Annotated in this window: 16 protein-coding genes; 4 read left to right on the forward strand and 12 right to left on the reverse strand. The window is 44.9% G+C overall.

What is annotated here, in order from left to right; genetic code table 11:
* Positions 1-12: 12 nt before the first annotated feature.
* The 3 genes from QUF73_12900 to QUF73_12910 all read right to left on the reverse strand — a co-directional run bounded on the left by QUF73_12900 (position 13) and on the right by QUF73_12910 (position 4,076).
* Positions 13-873 (reverse strand): NAD(P)-dependent oxidoreductase, encoded by an 861-nt coding sequence (locus QUF73_12900; GenBank protein MDM5227105.1) that lies wholly within the window; start codon positions 871-873, stop codon positions 13-15.
* An 11-nt stretch (positions 874-884) separates the two neighbouring features.
* Entirely contained in the window at positions 885-2,381 is a 1,497-nt protein-coding gene (locus tag QUF73_12905; GenBank protein MDM5227106.1) for an aldehyde dehydrogenase family protein, read from the reverse strand.
* 108 nt (positions 2,382-2,489) lie between these two features.
* Positions 2,490-4,076, reverse strand: coding sequence for a helix-turn-helix domain-containing protein (locus QUF73_12910; protein ID MDM5227107.1), 1,587 nt, complete (start codon positions 4,074-4,076; stop codon positions 2,490-2,492).
* 179 nt (positions 4,077-4,255) lie between these two features.
* On the opposite strand from QUF73_12910, the gene treR reads away from it, so the two are divergent.
* Positions 4,256-4,978, forward strand: coding sequence for a trehalose operon repressor (gene treR, locus QUF73_12915; GenBank protein MDM5227108.1), 723 nt, complete (start codon positions 4,256-4,258; stop codon positions 4,976-4,978).
* Positions 4,979-5,017: 39 nt separating this feature from the next.
* Here the strand turns inward: treR and QUF73_12920 are convergent, their stop codons facing one another.
* A complete protein-coding gene (locus tag QUF73_12920) occupies positions 5,018-6,751 on the reverse strand; it encodes a trehalase family glycosidase (protein ID MDM5227109.1) in 1,734 nt (577 codons plus the stop codon).
* 126 nt (positions 6,752-6,877) lie between these two features.
* On the opposite strand from QUF73_12920, the gene QUF73_12925 reads away from it, so the two are divergent.
* The gene (locus QUF73_12925) at positions 6,878-8,323 is read left to right on the forward strand and encodes a PTS transporter subunit EIIC (GenBank protein MDM5227110.1); all 1,446 of its coding nucleotides are present in this window, start codon (positions 6,878-6,880) and stop codon (positions 8,321-8,323) included.
* A gap of 146 nt (positions 8,324-8,469) precedes the next feature.
* Here the strand turns inward: QUF73_12925 and QUF73_12930 are convergent, their stop codons facing one another.
* From QUF73_12930 to QUF73_12955, 6 genes are all read right to left on the reverse strand, one after another.
* The gene (locus QUF73_12930) at positions 8,470-8,853 is read right to left on the reverse strand and encodes a MazG nucleotide pyrophosphohydrolase domain-containing protein (protein ID MDM5227111.1); all 384 of its coding nucleotides are present in this window, start codon (positions 8,851-8,853) and stop codon (positions 8,470-8,472) included.
* Between the two features lie 56 nt (positions 8,854-8,909).
* A complete protein-coding gene (locus QUF73_12935) occupies positions 8,910-10,115 on the reverse strand; it encodes a benzoate/H(+) symporter BenE family transporter (GenBank protein MDM5227112.1) in 1,206 nt (401 codons plus the stop codon).
* Between the two features lie 105 nt (positions 10,116-10,220).
* The gene (locus QUF73_12940) at positions 10,221-11,006 is read right to left on the reverse strand and encodes a Stressosome protein rsbRB (protein ID MDM5227113.1); all 786 of its coding nucleotides are present in this window, start codon (positions 11,004-11,006) and stop codon (positions 10,221-10,223) included.
* Entirely contained in the window at positions 10,993-11,637 is a 645-nt protein-coding gene (locus QUF73_12945) for a cobalamin-dependent protein (protein MDM5227114.1), read from the reverse strand. The genes QUF73_12940 and QUF73_12945 overlap by 14 nt, the downstream gene beginning before the upstream one ends.
* Before the next feature lies 1 nt (position 11,638).
* Positions 11,639-12,004: a hypothetical protein gene (locus QUF73_12950; GenBank protein MDM5227115.1), complete on the reverse strand. Its 366-nt coding sequence runs from the start codon at positions 12,002-12,004 to the stop codon at positions 11,639-11,641.
* Positions 12,001-12,306 (reverse strand): antibiotic biosynthesis monooxygenase, encoded by a 306-nt coding sequence (locus QUF73_12955; GenBank protein MDM5227116.1) that lies wholly within the window; start codon positions 12,304-12,306, stop codon positions 12,001-12,003. The genes QUF73_12950 and QUF73_12955 overlap by 4 nt, the downstream gene beginning before the upstream one ends.
* A gap of 977 nt (positions 12,307-13,283) precedes the next feature.
* Between QUF73_12955 and QUF73_12960 the strand changes: the two genes are divergently transcribed.
* Both QUF73_12960 and QUF73_12965 read left to right on the forward strand, forming a co-directional pair.
* Positions 13,284-16,343, forward strand: a complete 3,060-nt coding sequence (locus tag QUF73_12960) for an efflux RND transporter permease subunit (GenBank protein ID MDM5227117.1) — start codon at positions 13,284-13,286, stop codon at positions 16,341-16,343.
* A gap of 187 nt (positions 16,344-16,530) precedes the next feature.
* Positions 16,531-16,911 (forward strand): hypothetical protein, encoded by a 381-nt coding sequence (locus QUF73_12965; GenBank protein ID MDM5227118.1) that lies wholly within the window; start codon positions 16,531-16,533, stop codon positions 16,909-16,911.
* 25 nt (positions 16,912-16,936) lie between these two features.
* Here QUF73_12965 and QUF73_12970 read toward each other — a convergent pair whose 3' ends face one another.
* Together QUF73_12970 and QUF73_12975 are read right to left on the reverse strand one after the other, a co-directional pair.
* Entirely contained in the window at positions 16,937-17,491 is a 555-nt protein-coding gene (locus tag QUF73_12970) for a CBO0543 family protein (protein MDM5227119.1), read from the reverse strand.
* A 210-nt stretch (positions 17,492-17,701) separates the two neighbouring features.
* The gene (locus QUF73_12975) at positions 17,702-18,463 is read right to left on the reverse strand and encodes a MerR family transcriptional regulator (GenBank protein ID MDM5227120.1); all 762 of its coding nucleotides are present in this window, start codon (positions 18,461-18,463) and stop codon (positions 17,702-17,704) included.
* Positions 18,464-18,595 lie beyond the last annotated feature (132 nt).

The raw sequence follows: 18,595 nt of genomic DNA on the forward strand, positions 1-18,595 counted from the left end.
ATTAAAAGATTACTAGATAGATCCGCATACAGCGGAAGAATCAAGCTTGCCCTTCCCTTGCTCCATCGCCTTTTCATAGATATCGCACACCAGATGACCCAAAGGAGAATCTTCGCTATAAAATTTGGCTGTTTCTTTGTATAAGTGAATATCCTTATTCATGTGCTCTAGGCTGAACAGCACATTCTCGTATGTATGCTGAAGGATATTCTCACCGAATACGGTCAGGACGCGATTATGTGCAGACCCGCTTTGAATGACTTCCGCCAGCTGAGACCGGCTGACACCTGCCTTCTCACCCACTGCAAGGACCTCCCCCAGGCCAGCAGTCGTTAAAGCAACCAGCATATTGTGGCATAGCTTCGCCACCTGGCCTGATCCTGAAGGACCCAGCAGAAAGATATCTTTTCCAACGCTCTCCAGGACCGGGCGAATGTCCGGCAAATATCTATCGTCTCCCCCAACCATTATAGTCAGCGTACCGGCATCAGCACCCTTTGGTCCCCCGCTTAACGGACAGTCATAAAAATAGATGTCTTGCTCCTTTGCAGCCTGATTCAATTCCTGGGCTGTTTTCGGGTCTATGGTGCTCATATCCAGCACAAAACTGTGAGGCTTTAAAGCAGAAAAGACTCCGCTTCCACCCATCATAACATCCTTCACAATACTTGGTCCAGGCAATGAAGAAATTACTAGATCCGCCTGTCTTGCTGCCTCGAATGGAGAAGGCTGGGGAATGGCCCCCAGCGCCTCGCATTTCACCAGTGCATCCTGACTGGGATCATAAGCAAACACCTTATACCCGTTTTTAATTAAATTTTTCACAATGCCCTTTCCCATGGCCCCGCAGCCAATTACGCCTATGTTTTTCATCCTCTCCCTCCTTAAGGTTTTATATAAACGGTTTTTGTATCAAGCCAGAAATCCAATGCCGTGCTGCCCTGTTCACGCGGCCCGATGCTGGATGTCTTTTTGCCGCCAAACGGAAGCTGGTTTTCATAATGGTTGGATGGGATGTTCACATGCGTGACACCTGTTTCAATTTTCCGGACAAAATCGAATGCCTTCTGAAGGTCATTCGTAAAAATGGCGGATGACAAGCCAAAGTCCGTATCATTTGCAAGCTCAATCGCCTCTTCGTAAGAATCCACTTCCATCACAGCCACAACCGGACCGAAAATCTCTTCCTGGGCGATTGTAAAATCCTTCGTAACTTTACTGAAAACTGTCGGAGCGACGAAATAACCATTCGCCATATCGCCATTTGTCAGCTGCTTTCCGCCATATTCGAGCACCGCTCCTTCTTCAATGGCGCTATTCACATAATGGAGATACGTATTCAATTGATGCTTATTCGCAACCGCACCATTGTCATATCCCTCCTGAACCCCATCGCCGACCTTTACTTGCTTCGCTTTTTCAACCAATAAATCGATGACCTTTCGAGAAATGGACCGTGGCACAATCACGCGGCTGGTTCCCGTACAGCTTTGGCCGTTATTGTAAAATCCGCTGATGACCACACTCTGGACAGCCTCATCCAGATTGGCATCCTCCAGTATGATCGTCGCATTCTTCCCGCCCATTTCAGCCTGCATTTTTCCGCCATGGGCTGTCACAAGCTTGCCAAGATGGATGCCCACATCAGAGGAGCCTGTAAACGAGACGGCCTTAATTTCCGGATTGGTTCCAAGCTCTTTTCCCACGACAGAACCCGGTCCTGTGATCATATTCAGCACGCCCGCTGGCATTCCCGCCTTTTCAAACAGCTCGACTACCTTCACTGCAATTAGAGACGTGTCACTTGCGGCCTTATAGATGATCGTATTTCCCGCCAGCATGGAAGGTGCAATTTTATAAATGGCGATTCCGAGCGGAAAATTAAATGGCGTAACGACAGCCACCACTCCAAGCGGCTCCTGAATCGTGCAGGCAAAGGTTTTCGGATCAATTGCAGGCACGGTTTCACCTGAAATCCGATTCGCCTCGCCGCTGAAATGCTTCAGAGCCTGAACCGTTGCATCCACTTCCTTTCGCCCTGCCTCGATCGTTTTGCCGACTTCCTTCGTAATGATTTCAGCTAATTCCTCTTTTTCCTGCTGGATGAGAAAGATCAGTTTAAAAAGGATGTCCCCCCGGCTGATTGGAGATGTATTTTTCCATTCGGGAAAAGCCCTCTTTGCACTCTCGATGGCTTTTTGCACATCAATCTCATTCGATTTCTGAAAGTAACCCAGTACCTCAGCTGTATTAGCTGGATTCACACTCGGATACGTCTCCCCTGTCACAGAAGGAATCCATTCCCCGCCCATATAATTGTAAAAAGTTTCTGCACCAGCATTGACGGCCTCAATTTTCTGGCTATTAACCTCTGTACTCATCCAACCTCTCCTTATCATATCAAGTTTATGTTATTATAATATTTAGAATATTCTATGTACATGTGCCAACAGCCAAATAATCCTTCTATTCTTTGTGACAAGCACCAATTATGGATTTAAAAAATCAAAGACCTGGAATGCCAGGACCACTGTAATCCAATCTTCTTTCCGTGAAAAATCCAGCTGCAGCTCGCTTTCGATTTTTTTCAGCCGGTATGCAAGGGTATTGGGATGGATATGCATCTCTTCTGCTGTTTGTTTATGGCTTTGATTATGTGCCAGAAAGGTTTGCATCGTTTTTAAGTATTCAGGCTCCATTTTTATAAGAGAGCCTATTTTATCGGAGACAAATTTTTTCAGCAAGCTGCGGTCTGTGTTGAGCCACAGTCTTTCAGCACCAAGCTCAGAATAGGTGATAAAGGTTTTGTGCTGATGGTTTTTAGCAAATGATAAAGCTTCGGCAGCTTCCTGATAAGTATCAGTCATATCTGTCAAGGCAACCTCTCTGCCCAAACCAATGACAGTTCTGTTCACTTTTCTCTGAATATCATCAGCCAGAGACTGGTCATACTTTTTCCGTCCATTCACCAGGAGTGCTATGATTTGGTTTGATTTCGTAAAAACGATTGAGGTTTCACAGTATTTCATGATGATCTGCTCGATCGATCGAATGAGTTTTTCTTTTTGAAGGATGGAGGCTGCATCCCATAGAAAACCAGACTTGCAGTCCACCATCATACAGGCGATGCTGCTTTTCTCATTCATGCGGAATTTTTCCAGAATCCTTGCATTCAGGCGTCCGCCATTGATTAAATCATGAAAGGCCTCTTCCCTTAGATGCATCTCTTTTTCAAAAAGCGTATTCTGCCTTACAAACTCCAGTGACAAAGCCGTTGAAGCACGCTCAAGAGCGGCCTTCTGGATATTCGTCAAACGTTCAACTGGCTCATCCAGGAGGAAATATCCGAAAAGTTCGTTGGAGTTTATGATCTGAAATGAACTGGATGGATTTAATGGTGACTCTGCAAAGATTACGGGGGAGCCCAAAATGTGACTTATGGTATCCAGGATATACGAAGTCCCCCTTCCCTCCAGCAGAATCTTCGTGAATTTCCGGTGGATATCAAGGGATTGGCTCAGTTCCTCATTTTTTCGCCTCACTTCTTCGTAAAGCTTCGAGTTCATGATGGCAATAGCCGCCTGATCTGCCACCACCTCCAGCACTTGAAAGTCGGCTTCAGTAAACTGTACATCCTTGTCGAAGTTATCCACCACAAGCACGCCGATGCAATTCTCCTTATAAACCAATGGGACAACGATACCGCTCTTCACATCCCGCTGGTAAACGCCATTAAAAAAATGAACATAATTTGTCTCAGACATACTGCTCATATGCTCCCTGAACTCATGTCCTGAAGCAATGACGCCCTTTTTAGTCAGAAATACCTGCCCAGTCAAGGATTCACCAGGCTCAAACTTCACCTGGCTCATAAAGCCTGCCTCCACCCCAACCCCGCTGGAAAAATGCAATAATCCATCTTCCTTTAACGTATAAAGGATGGTCGTGTCAGCATGGTCTAATAAATCAAAGGCAGCTTGTACCAGCCTCTTTAGAATCTCCTCCAGGTCAAGAGACTGGGTTAAACTGCGATTAATTTCCAGAAGGCTTGATATTTTGTCCTGCATGATGGTCATGGCTGTTCTCCTTTCTATCATGATAGTTTAAATCTATTATAGGGGATATTGTGTACAAAATGGCCTTTTCAAAATGGTTTTTCCTAATCTGGTCTTTGAAAGTTTAGGCTCTGCCTGAGTTCACAATTAGACTTTGGAAAGTTATTATATAGGTAGAGAAAATGCATATAGGAGATATCATGGCTAAAATTAAGTATCTTGAAATTTATAATGATTTAAAAAATAAAATAGACAACAAGGTGTATGCGTTTCAGCAGCTGCTTCCATCTGAGAATACCTTGATCAAGCAGTATGAATGCTCCAGGAATACCGTTCGGCGGGCGATTGCCAATCTTGTTTCCGATGGGTATGTCCAAACCATTCACGGGCAAGGCGTCCGTGTGATTTTTCAGGAACTAAGGCAAAAAGAGTACTTGTTTGGCGGTATCGAGACGTTTAAGGAGTCTTCAATTAGAAACAAAAATAAATACCGGACTGAAGTAGTTTTTTTTGAAGAAAGAACCGCAGATGAACAACTAAGACAGATAACTTCCTTTCCAATCGGGATTGAAATCTATCATTTGCAAAGGGTCCGATACCTGGATGGAAGGCCTTTGATTATGGATTATAACTATTTTCGAAAAGATATTGTAAAAGGTTTAAATAAGGAGATTGCAGAGGATTCTATTTATGAATACATGGAAAATGAGTTAAAGGAAAGCATCATTACAACGAAAAGAATGATGACAGTTGAAAAGGTAAATGAGCTGGATCAAGCCTATTTGAACCTGATAGATTACAACTGTGTCGCCGTTGTCACCAATTTTACTTACAATTCGGATGGAGTCATGTTTGAGTTTACTCAGTCCAGGCATACCCCTGACTCCTTCGTGTTTTTCGAGCAGGCACAAAGGATAAAATAAAACGATCCCCGGCCATAATGGCCCCAGGGATCGTTCTTTTTATGCTCTGGATTCTTGAACCTTAGCCGCCAGGTAAATGAACGCGCTAGCAGTCCAAGTAAAGGACGGATCTCTTAACCCCTCACCTGTCAGGGCATTAAAATTTTCTGAAAATCCATTCTGATGAACAAGCTTACAATATTTTTCACTTATGGACAGCGCTGCCTCCATTTCGCCGCATCTTTCCAGTGCATCGATTAATATAAGCGTCGTTGGTGCCCAAATGGCTCCGCGCCAATAGGCATCATCCTGGTAAAGACTGCTGTCGACCGCTTCTGAGGCAATGCCCCATTTTGTTGTATATTTGCCGCTCGTAATGGTTTCCACCATTTTCTTTCTTGCAGAAGCCGGCAGTTTATCTGCGATCAACAGAGACATGAGCGGCAGGAAGCTCGCGCTTTCGATTACTTCGCCTGTGGACATAACACGTGCGACAGGAAGATCATCCACAAGGAAGTAAGAACAATACAGATCGGTCAGCCGTTTTGATTCCTGTTCCCAATGGCTCTTCTCTTCTGATTTTCCAAGCTTCTCCGCTACCATCACAAGCATATCCATATCCTTGATTAGAAAAGCCGTCAGGTCTGGCGAATCAATGATGCTGGCATTTCTAAACACCGTACTATTATCCTGGCCCGAATCATTGCCATGATGGTATTCTGGGATGCCATCTTCATTTGAATCTTTATAAGTCAGATAAAATTGCACCTGTTTCTTAATTTGACGGTAAATGGCCTCAAGCTGTTCGGCTGAAAACTCCATTTTCTCCATCATTTTAGTATAAGTCCACCCGTGCACTGGCGGTTTGGCAAAGTTCCAGCGGATTGTCGAGTCACTGAGCGAACCAGGAATTTGCCCAAGTTTGTCCTGATAATCAAATAAGACAGCCATTTGGTCCCAGGATAATTGATTATCCACACCAGCCAGAGCAATCGCGTTGAAACAGTGATCCCAGCTCCATGTGCCAAGGAAATAATTATTCGATACAAACATCGTATCCCTCTTCAGGTAGCCTTCAGGTTTCACAACTGAGGACCAATTAATATACGCTGCATTGATTTGGGTATCCCTGTATTCTTCAGGAGCTTCAGGCAGTTTGCTGCAATAGTCCTCAAATGCTTTCCTGCTGTTTTTAAGGGCTTGCTCAAAGCTGTATTCCCGATCAGCCGGTTTCCCTCCATGGGTAGGCAGGTCTTCCATCACACATAAAAATCCGCTGCCGTCAGCAGATGAGATATTAATAGCGGACTGATTTTCCGCCTCATTCGTGCTCCCTCTGCTGTCCATATACACATCTTGATTCAGGGAAACGGATCCGCTTGGGCAAAAAATCATGAATTTAGTTAAATTCTTATAGCTGTTGACAATGCAGTATTCGCTGCCCTTTCTCCCCAATAAATAATTATATTCAAAATTGTAGACAGGCTGTGTGTCCAAACGCAGCCCAGCCTTCTCCCCCGATCCTTTGATAACAATCCTTGAATCACTGTCAAAACAGATAGAGATTTCACCGCCGGAAAATCGGATGATGACAAGGTTATAGTCTGCTATGTATTCATAATCAACAGGTGCTCCATTTACAGTAGGAATCAGCTTTAACACATTCATATGGCTTCTTGACTTGCCTCTTAAAGAGTTTAAAAAAAGGCCAGTTTTCATTGCCCCCTCTTGCTTCTGAAAGGCAAGAGCCATATAAGAGCCATAAAAGCTTAACGGTGTTTTCGTTATATCCATGATAGCCGGACACTCCTTAAAAATTTTTCAAAATTATTTGTATATACAAGTCAATTATATTATACTAAACTTGTTTAAACAAGTTGGTTATTTATGAAAGCCATTACATAGTGAGGTGTAAGCCAGATGTCAAAATTAAATGAAAACGTTTCCTCCATTATCGAAAACATCGGAGGAGCAGAAAACGTTGTAACCGCAACACACTGTGTCACCCGGCTGCGATTAGTGCTGGATAACGAGGAACTAGTCGACGTGAAGAAATTGGAAGAGAATGACCTTGTAAAAGGAACCTTCTCAGCAAGCGGCCAGTTTCAGGTCATCATCGGCCCTGGATTGGTTGAAAAAGTATTTGCCGAGTTTGTGAAGCAAACAGGCACAGAAGAAGTTTCTTCAGAGGAATTAAGAGAAATTACTTCTAAAAAGAAAAACGTCCTTCAAAGAGGAATCCGAGTGCTCGCAGACATTTTTATACCAATCCTGCCTGCCATCGTTGCAGCCGGTTTATTAATGGGACTAAATAATGTACTAGCAAACCCTGGCATCTTTTATGAAGGAGAATCCGTGCTCGATGTTCATACAGAATGGTCCGGGTTTGCAGGAATTATTAATCTGATTTCAAATACAGCATTTACATTCCTGCCTGCACTAATTGCCTTTTCTGCTGCAAAGAAATTCGGTGGCAATCCTGTTTTGGGAATTGTTCTTGGCTTAATCATGGTTCACCCGGAACTTATGAATGCCTATGCATTTGCATCTGACCCAGAATCAGTCGAGCACTGGAATCTATTTGGTTTTGAAATTGCAAAAGTCGGGTACCAGGGACAAGTTATTCCAGTCCTTTTTGCGGCGTATCTGTTAGCAACTCTTGAAAAAAGTTTGAGAAAAGTCATTCCGGAAAGCCTGCAGCTATTGGCTGTTGCTCCAATCGCACTGATCATTACGGGCATTGCGACATTTACAATCATTGGGCCTGTTACTATGACAGGCGCTAACTGGATTACTGACGGTATTTTGTATCTGTTTGATGTATCACCAGTTCTGGCTGGGGCAGTATACGGACTAATTTCACCGCCGCTTGTTATTACAGGAATGCATCACTTATTCCTTGGTGTGAACCTGCAAATGGCTGGCTCCCTTGGCTATGTTACACTTTGGCCAATAGGCGAAACCGTTACACTTGCTCAAGGTATCGCAGCCTTAACCATGTTCTTCTTAATTAAAAACAATAAAAAACTCAAAAGTGTTTCGCTTTCCGCAACTGTATCAGCTTGGTTAGGCATTACAGAACCAGCGATTTATGGAGTTAATCTGAGATTCAGATATCCATTTATTGCGGTCATGATTGGCAGTGCCATTGGAAGCGCATACCTTTCCTTTATGGATGTAAAAGCCACCTCTGTAGGTGTTGGCGGAATGCTCTCCTTCCTTTCTGTATTACCGGAATACTGGAGCTCTTACTTTACAGGAATGGCAATTACAGCAGTCATCACGGTGGGATTAACATTGCTGTTTAGCAAGTCGAAAATATTTAAATCGAAGGAAGTTAAATCAGAAATGACTGAAGCAGCTTAAGAGTTTTAAAGAGCCCAAAGACAGGGCTTTCAGAAAAAAGACACCCTCATCACACTGGGTGTCTTTTTTCAGCTATATTTGAAGACATTGTATACAAAATTATAGGCTCCTTTTTCTTGCTTTTTATCATCAAGCAAGAAACCCTTCTATATTTCTGTCAAACTCCCATCCTTATTCCTTCTATTCCTCACTTCATGCATTTTTCCGTAAAAACTCTCCTCCAAGTCAATGCCAAAGAAGTTATAGAATTTAATCAGATAGGCCAGGCAGTCTGCGAGTTCTTTGCCAAGTTCTTCTTTTACTTGATCACTGGCTAATTGAAAGGCCAGTTCTTCATCCATTCCTTCTTCTGCATATTCGCGGACAAGGTTAAAGGCCTTACGCAGCTCTTCAGCAACCTCCGCTACTTCGGTTGTCAGAAGCATATAGTTATTTAATAGGGAATCGCGGCTCCTGGCATAATTCTCATTGCTGATCTCCCAGCCCATCTCTTCTTGATACTCTCTCATAAAGCTTTGCAATTCTTTCAATCTATTAACACCTCTTCTGATATATTCGACAAATTTCGGGTGGTGCCTGTCACCATTTATCTCTCTACCGTCCGGGCCAATACCGCCCCGGCAATGAGTCCCCAAACGGGTGCGCTGATGTGGAGAAAGCTTACGCCTGATAGGGTGACGATGAAGGCTGCAAGTGCGCTTAGCCGGTAGCGGTTTTCGGAGAAGCCCATTTGCAGGCTGGAATGCAGGACGCCAATCAGGGCGAACCCGGCCAGCAATGAAACGAATGCCTGCGGAAGCGATTGGATAAAGGGCACGATTTTCCATGCAAAAATGCCGAACACAATCGTTATTGCGCCTGAAACAACAGCTCCCATATACCTTTTCTCCCTTGGGCCTGAATCCGGCCCGGCACAGATGGCGCTCATCATGCCGGCGATATTGGCACACTGTCCGCCAAAGAAGCTGGTAATCACGGAGAATACCCCGCTTGATGAGACGATTTTACGAATAGGAGGCTTAAAATCCTCACTTTCGAGGGCCCCGATTCCCGGTGCAGCGTCATTGCTCAGTATCAGCATCGCAAGCGGCAGGGCAATCGTCACGAGCCCCATCCAGCTGAATTCCGGCATTTGAATAGACGGCAGGAAATAGGCAATCTCTTTAGCCGGATTTAAATCAGCTGACAAAAATAAGACAGCAAACGCAACCGCAACAGCCGCGAGCACCGGCGGAAACTTCCTCACATATCTCGTAAAAAGCAGGAAACTGATTAAAGCCGCTCCTCCGACAACAGGCATTTCCTGGATGGCCGGTACGAGCTTCACGACATAGCCGGCAACCAAACCGCCAAGCATGGATGCGATGACTTCTTTCGGCACCCAGCCAATGATCTTTGTAAACAGCCCAGAAATACCGACCAGAAAAATCAGCAGCCCGGACATCACATACCCGCCTATCAGCTCAGGGTACGAATATTGGGCAGTCACAGTCGCCAAAAAGGCCGCTCCAGTAATCGAATGCCCTCCTGTGATGGGAATCCTATATAGAAGCGGCAGGAGGATGCTGTATACACCTCCAAAAAAATAAACCGCAAACATCCAGTTAATCGTCTGCTGGTCAGTAAATCCCCCTGCTGACGCAGCCTGTAAAATGATCAGGGCCGGCCCCGTCATAACCAGCGTGCTTGCAATGATTCCCGATGAAGTGTTTTCCGCTGTCAAATCCCTTATGAACGAACGCTTCTGTACTTCTTGACTGTAACCGCTATGCCTTTCCTTCGGCAAACCCATTTTTTCTGCCCCCGACTTCCGATTATTTTACTTACTATCATGATTTTAAATCAGGTAATTGTCAAACTATTTCGTATTCTGAAATTTTAACAAAAAAAAGACCTCCTAAGAGGCCCCTAACTCATTCCGATTGAAATAGACATTTAAAACCTGCTTCAGGGATTGATCGATTTGCACCCATTCATCCAGCTTATAGTTATTCAGCACTTTCGCCAGGTTTGGCTTAATGCCTATCAATTTGATAATGCTGCCTGTCATGAAATTCAGCGTTTTAATCAGCTGGGTGAATTTCTCAATGCCTTTTCCTTCAATCTCCCCAACCGCTGTCAGATCAAAGAGAATTTCTTCATATTCGCCTGCAAAAACAGCTTTCAGGCAGCTCTCGGAAATAACGTTTATCTTATCTGGTGTAATGTCGCCGAATAAAGGAATCAGGCACAGGGTTTCCGACAGCGGAATAAACGGCCCGGACAGCTGATTTAAGCGGATCAGCACCTGCTCCAGCTCTTCTTTTTTCTCCAGTAGTTCAAAGTCGGTTGAGGACAGGCGCTGCTGCAGCTGCATCAGTTTATCCATCAAGCCTTCATTCGAGCTGTCTTTTGGCAGAAACAGCATATTGGCATGATCCTCGCTGTCCCATTGAATATGAACCTCAAATAAAGAAAGCTGTGTTTCCCTGGTCTTCATGTTCAGTTCCAGCTTAACAGGATCCAATCCGGGCTCCCAGCTGTACTGAATCAGCTTTTCAATGCTTTCCTCATCAATGATTCCTTTTAGATGCCCCTCACTCAGGTCAAAGCTTTCCCGTGCAATTGTGGAGTAGCTAACTATTTCTCCGTTCCTGTCAGCTTTTAAAAACGCAAGCGGAAGCGGCTGATCAAAATATTGCATTTTGCTGTCCTCCCGCTTCATAGTTTTGCAGCCAATCCTTTGTTTCCGGCAAATCCTTTAGAATGACCGTATGATCTGAGCAATAAGGAAGCAGGTCATACTTCTCTGCTAAACGCCCGCCAAGAAGAACAGCCGGCTTATGCGGCAATTTGGCAAATGCTTCGGCATATTCCTTCAGCTTCGGCAGATGATAGACGATGCTTACGGACAGTCCAATTACACTTGGCTTCCAGTCTTTTGCCGTTCTCAGCGCATATTCCAAAGGCAGGCTCGGGCCAAAATACTTCGTCTCCCAGCCATGCTCTTCAAAAAGGCTGTTGACCATTTTCAAGCCAATATAATGCTGTTCCCTATCCAGGCAGAGAAACATGGCTTTTTGGCTTGATTGTCTTTTTTCCCGCTGGTATGCGAGCTTTGAGAGCACAAAATCACATGTAGCTGTTGCCAAATGTTCATCTGCGACTGTGATCTGATTTGTCTCCCATAAAAAGCCGATGTGCTGCATCGCAGGTGTAATCAGATTTTGATAAACTTCTAGGCGCGATAGCTGCGGGTGCTTTTGAATGTTTTCCCAAACTTTCGCAGAATCACCTTGAAGCAATAAGGAAGCGAGTGTTTCAGGATGCTGCATTCTACACTCCTCCTTTCGCAAGCTCACCTTTCAAAACAGCAATGGCTTCCGCCAGGTAAAGATGGAACCTCTCTGCCTTTTCAGGAGAATCTTTATCTTCAGCGAGCACAGCCTGAATGATTTCGAAGTTACCGATCAGATGCCGGGTCTTCATCCCGTGCTTATTTAAAATGCCATCAAGCCAGACGGCATAATCAGTGAAAAAAGCAGATTGGTTCAGCTCATACGCTGTCTCGAGATGCTTCATATGATGATGGTTATCTTCGCGGCACTTCTCTTTTCCTTGTTCGCCAAACCGGTCAAGCAGGGAAGGCTCGCGTTCATAGATTGCTTCTGTAACACGGTGTACGACCTTTTCAAAATTCACTTAGCCACCACCTTATATTGCGAAACCTTCGGAACCACTGCAGCCAATTCCTGATCCGGATACTTTTTCTCTAAATCATGAATCCTCTTAAAATCTTCGCTCCGGACCCAGTTTAAATAGTTCTCCTTTGTATCAAAGATGAGCTGCACGGTCAATTCACCGGCGCGCTTATCATTCTGCAGCAGGAGAAAATCGATAAACCCCTCTGCCTGATCGACCGACCGCGAACGATTTTTATATATGCGAATGACTTCTTCCGACTTTTCATCGGGAACGTCAAATGTTGAGAATACGGTGTACATGAACTCTCCTCCAATTTTGGGAGTTTTCTGGCTTCTTCAGTATAACACACTGATTGGGTTTGTCATTTTGGAAGGGTTATAGGCAATGATGGAAGTTTTTCGTTTGCTGAACGAATAACTCTTTTCTATTAAATCTCTGATTTTTCTTCGTTATTTTGGATGATTAACTGCCATTTTCTCGCTGCTCTCCACATTCTCGTCTTTATTCCAGTTGATTAACTACCATTCTCATACTCTCTCTATTTTTTCCGTCGTTAATCCGGATGATTATCTACCATTTCCCTTCCTCTCTCCATTTTTTCGTCGTTAATCCGGATGATTATCTACCATTTTCTCTCCTCTCCCCACTTTTTCGTCGTTAATCCATCCGGATGATGATCTACCATTTCCCTTCCTCTCCCCACTTTTTCGTCGTTAATCCGGATGATTATCTACCATTTTCTCTCCTCTCTCCATTTTTTCGTCATTAATCCGGATGATTAACTACCATTTCCCTTCCTCTCTCCATTTTTTCGTCGTTAATTCGGTATCTACCATTTTCCTTCCTCTCTCTGCTTTTTCGTCGTTAATCCGGTTGATGATCTACCATTTCCTCTCCTCTCCCCACTTTTTCGTCGTTAATCCGGATGATTATCTACCATTTTCTCTCCTCTCCCCACTTTTTCGTCGTTAATTCGGTAATCTGCCATCTTCACCTACTCTCCAAGTTTTTCGTCGTTAATACCCATCCTCTGTTCTCAGTCTTAAGTCCGATGCCAAGATATGTCTCTGGCTCGTTATGGCTCTCGTTAATCCCGGTTAAGATAGTATCTGTAAGAATTGTTAAGTTTTTCCTGAAAACAAGATCGCATTTTGGCGAATTAGGTCGGACGAATTATTGAAAAATTAACAAAATAGTAGTTATTAGTACCTATTTCCCTCTGTATAATTAGATCTTGGGTGCAAATTTTCACTATTTGGGAGTAAGGAGAATGTTTATGAAATTATTAAAAATGATTGTGCAGAGAAAGATTTTGGTTGCCCTAATGACGGTGCTGATTTTGGCCATCGGGAGCTTTTCCATTTTCGAATTGGATAAAGAGCTGATGCCGCCGGTAACAATGGATGGCGCTTACGTGGAGGTCAGTGCCGGTGAAATGGCAGCGATTGAAGTGGAGCGATCGATCACCAACCCCCTGGAGCAGCAAATCAGGGGGATTGAAGGAGTAGAATCTGTTGACTCCACATCGGCGATCGGACGGAGCTCACTACAAATTACGTTTGATCAGGGCCGAGGGGATGATCTTTTTAAGGAAATAGAGACGGCTGCAAATGCCGCTAAAGGCGAGAATGCCGCAATCACGGATGTCACTTCCGGGCAATATGGGACAACGCAGACCTATGAATTCTATATGGACGTATCCGGCGGCAGCATGGAGGAGATGACCGCTTTTGCCAAAAAGGTCCTTGAACCGCGCCTGGAAGCATTGCCGGAAGTCCGAGACGTATCGCTGGCCGGGTTTCAGGAGCATGAGGTAATCATTGAACTGGACCGCAGCCAATTGGCCGAAAAAGGGCTGGATGCTGCAGCTGTGATCAGTGCGATTCAGCAGGTTAACAGCGAAGTCACACTGGGAGAACTCAGCAGCGATGCCAGCTCTCCCTCCCTCCGCTGGAATACAAAGCTTGAAAATGTCGAGGATGTACAGAATATCAAAATCCCCTCACAAAATGGGTTTGTAGATTTGAAAGATGTTGCAGATGTTCAAATTCAGCCGATTGAAAGCTCATCGTTCGTCTGGAAGAACGGCACGAAGGAATTCATCTTTGTCCAGGTTGGCCGTGCTGCAGATGCCACGCAAATTGAAATGGCAGCTGCGGTCCGCGATGAAGTGAAAAACATCCGCGAAGACGGACTGGTGAAAGGCTTTGAACTGAACGAAATGGTGGCACAGGCAGATTATGTGCAGGAATCGATTGATGGCGTGACCAGCAACATTTTAATCGGCGGTGTCATTGCCATTGCCATACTGCTGATATTTTTAAGGAATGTAAGGGCCACCTTTATCATCGGCCTGTCAATCCCCACTTCCATCCTGCTGACATTTACGGCGATGTGGGTTTTTGATTACAGCTTTAATATGCTGACCCTGATTGGGCTTGGCCTCGGAATCGGGATGATGGTGGATTCTTCGATTGTTATCATTGAATCCATCTATCGTAAGAAGGAACAGGGACTTGGCAAGCTTGAGTCCGTTTTGGAAGGAACGAAAGAGGTTTCATCAGCGGTTATTGCTTCGATGCTCACTACGATTGTGGTATTCCTGCCGATCGGCCTGATTGGCGGCGAAGTCGGCACATTCATGATCATGCTGTCTGCTGTTGTAGCCATTACATTGATCAGTTCGGTTATTGTCTCGTTTACTTTGATCCCTTCTCTTTCGGAAAAAATGCTGAAGCTCCGCAAGTCGAAGAAGGAGCACAAAGAAGGGCCGATTATGCACCTTTATAGCCGGATTGTGACCTGGACCATCCGGAAAAAGCGCTACAGTTTTGCGGTCATTGCGATTTTCTTCCTGATGTTTGCCGGTTCATTAACACTTGTGACGAAAATTCCGATGACGATTATGCCCGATATGTTTAACCGGTACACAGAGCTGATGGTTGACCTGGAAACGGGTATTTCAATTGAAGATAAAGAAGACATCGCTCAAGGAATCAATCAGAAACTGCAATCGATTGAAGATGTAGAATCCAATTATGTGATGGACAGCGGCGGCATGTTCTATACGATCATCAATATGACAAAGGGCGATGACATTACAAGAGAGCAAAAAGATGTCAATGAAGACATTATGAAGGAACTTCGCAGCCTGTCCGATACCTTTCCAGTTGAAAATGTCCAGAGTGCGATGTCGGCCGGCGGCGGATCACCGGTTCAGGTGAATATTATGGGTGAGGAATTTACAGATCTGCAGAAGCTTACCGGAGATTTTACAGAGGAGCTCGAAAAGATTGACGGCATCGTCGGGGTGACCAACTCGATGGAGCGCACGTCAGAGGAGCAGGTTGTTGTTTTAAAAGAAGAAGCGATTGAAAAGGCAGGATTAACCCAGCCGCAAATCAGGCAGTTTATTGAGCAGGCGTTCATGGAAATGCCTGTCGGGGAAATGGCCATGAACGAAGAAAATGTGCCGCTTGCCTTGAAATGGGCCGAGAAAACAGATTCCAGGTCAGATCTGCTGGATTTAAAGGTTCCAACTGTCCAGGGCGAGAAAGCATTATCTTCCTTCATTGAATTGAAGAGTGTAGATACACCAAATGAAATTTCCCATCATGACGGGGAGCGCTTCATCTCCATTTCAGCTGATATTGAAGGCAAAGACCTTGGTGCCGTGAACCGGGATGTCCAAAAGCTGATCAATGATTTTGAAGCCCCTGCTGGCTATAGTGTGGCAGCTGCCGGGGATCTTGAACAGCAGCAGGAATTAATCATGGATATGGTATTTGTTTTAGCGATTGCGATTTTCCTTGTATACCTCGTGATGGCTGTACAATTTAACCACCTTGGCCATCCGCTGATCGTCATGTCTGTCATACCGATGACCATCGTCGGCGTCATTCTCGGTTTGTTCCTGACTCAGATGGAGCTTAGTGTAATGTCTGGAATGGGAATTGTCATGCTGATAGGGATTGTGCTCAATAACGCCATCCTGCTGATCGACCGTACGAATCAGCTCCGCCTGGAAGGCTTCTCGGTTGAGGATGCACTTCTGGAAGCAGGCAAAAACCGGATCCGGCCGATATTCATGACCACTCTGACAACGGTTGGCGGGATGCTGCCCCTTGCTCTGGCATCGGGAACTTCCGGCAACTATCAGGCGCCGATGGCAACGGTCATTATTTCCGGCCTGCTGTTTGCGACCTTTATCACGCTGCTGCTGATCCCGGCGGTTTACCGCTTGTTCACCACGTCCAGCCTCCGTTTTGGCTGGCTGAAGAAAAAGAAGAAAAAGAACAGCAGTGATGTTAAAGTGATTCCGGAGACCGTTAATTAACATAGTTCCGCCCCCTCAAAAACTGAGGGGGCTTTTGCGGATATTTCAAGCACTATGGACAAGGGGCTCTTTCCTTTTCACTTTCCCCTCATATATTAGTAGGAGAAAGGAGTGAATCCCATGTGCCAATATTGTGTTGAAGAATATTATTACAAGAAGAAGGTCTGCTGCCAAAAGAAGGACAAACATGAACATCACGGCTGCAAGAAATGCACGAGCGATTTTAAACCTCATTGTTCCTGTAAAAAATGTTCTGACGAGCATAAACACTGTTCCTGCAAAAAATGTTCCGATGAGCATAAACACTGTTCCTGCAAAAAATGTTCCGATGAGCATAAGCACTGTTCCTGCAAAAAATGCTCTGATGAGCATAAACACTGCTCCTGCAAAAAATGCTCTGATGAGCATAAACACTGTTCCTGCAAAAAATGCTCTGATGAGCATAAACACTGTTCCTGCAAAAAATGCTCTGATGAGCATAAAAGATGCTGCTGCAAAAAATGCTCATCAGAATGGCATTGTTGGTGCTGCAAGAAGTGTTGCCATAGTTACGACTATTAATCCGTAAAACAGCGGCCAGCATTGCTGACCGCTTACTTTAATTTATCAGCCGCACGCTTTAAGGACAGCATTAAAAGGCGGACGCCAAGAAAAAAGAGGACAAAACCGATGAAGGAATAGGTGTGAGTCCAATTGATAAGGACAAACATATTCAAAAAGCTGAATAACGGTTCAAAGATATAAGCAAACATGATTCCAAGGCCTACGGCTGCAAAGGCATAGCTTTTCCACGTACTGAAGTACTGATATATCAGCATGCCTGAAATGGGGATCACCACAAAATCTGCAGGCAATAATGGCGGAATAAAGTGTAACAGCTTATCCGGATATCCCCACAAAAGAAAGTTCACTCCCACAACATCAAGAAAACAGGCGAAGATCGCACAAAGCAGCCCGAAAGCAAGTATTTCAAAGAACCGCCCCTTATCCACCAGCCTCCACCAAATAAAAAACGGCAAAATGCACGCAGCCAGCAGCAGCCACCAATTAAAGCTGAACAAATCCTCCTTCAGCCAATGCTCAAGAGAAACATCTCTAAGCTTTTCCCTAATGCTTTGCTCATCTTTATATGTAGGAATGCGGCTCATCTTATCACCTGCCCGCCCGAGTTGGTATCATGTTATTCATCTTTCCCCATGGAAGGTGTTACATACAGTAAGCCGATGGTTTTAGTGAAATATTGGCGGGTTTGCGGGGTAGAGGTGCAAATATTCTGCTGGTGGGCGGAATTGTTGATTGAAACGGCGCATACAGTTTTCACAAAAAGAAGCAGCTGGCAGAGCCAGCCGCTTTCGATTCTATCGCTGTCCAGTATAAATGTTAATCGCATCTCTTAAAAACTCGGCTGCACCTGGGCGGATTTTATCATAATAGGCTTTAAACCTTTCATCTGCCACATACATTTCACCAAGGCCGGCGTGGGCCTCTTTGCTGTATTCACTCCAGTAGAAGGTGATCCACTGCTTGTGCAGATCGGCAGCTTTTTGTGCAAGCTCGCCTGCCGGATCGCCAGTTTCCATGGCCTGGGCTAAGGTTCTGTTCACCTCTTCGGCCAGTTTGGTTACGGCCTCATGCTCCTCCTGGGTCATGTTCATGAGTTTGGCATTGGACTTATCAACCGTCTCATCGCCATACTTCTCACGGATTTCTTTTCCGTATTGTTCCTCATTTTCTTCAATCATTTTCTTTTTGAATCCTTCAAACTTCTCTTTGTCTGACATGGTCGTTCTCCCTTCAGCTGATGCTATCGTTTTTTCTACATTCGTAATAAGCAGATCGAGCTGCTTTCTTTTCTCAAGGAGTTTCTCGCGGTGCTCCTTCAGTGCATCCGCAGTATCGAAAGAGGGTGCTGTGATAATTTCCTTAATTTGATCAAGGCTGATGCCAAGTTCTCTGTAAAACAGAATCTGCTGCAGTCTGTCAACTTCCTGCTGGCCATAAATCCGGTATCCTGACGAATTGGTTCTTGCCGGCTTAAGAATGCCAATTTCATCATAATACCTGAGGGTCCTCGAGCTGACCCCAGCCATCTGCGCAAGCTTCTGCACTGTGTATTCCATGCGATGGCCTCCTTTCAAGAAAAGCGGAAGCGCCTCCAGGTGAACTTCAACTAAAAACCGCCACGTCCTGTGCAAGCCCGACAGGCATAAGACGAATCACGCAGGAAACCTCCCAAAGCAAGCTTTGGTCGG

Origin of the sequence: Cytobacillus sp. NJ13 (genome assembly GCA_030348385.1) — a bacterium.
Classification (GTDB): domain Bacteria; phylum Bacillota; class Bacilli; order Bacillales; family Cytobacillaceae; genus Cytobacillus.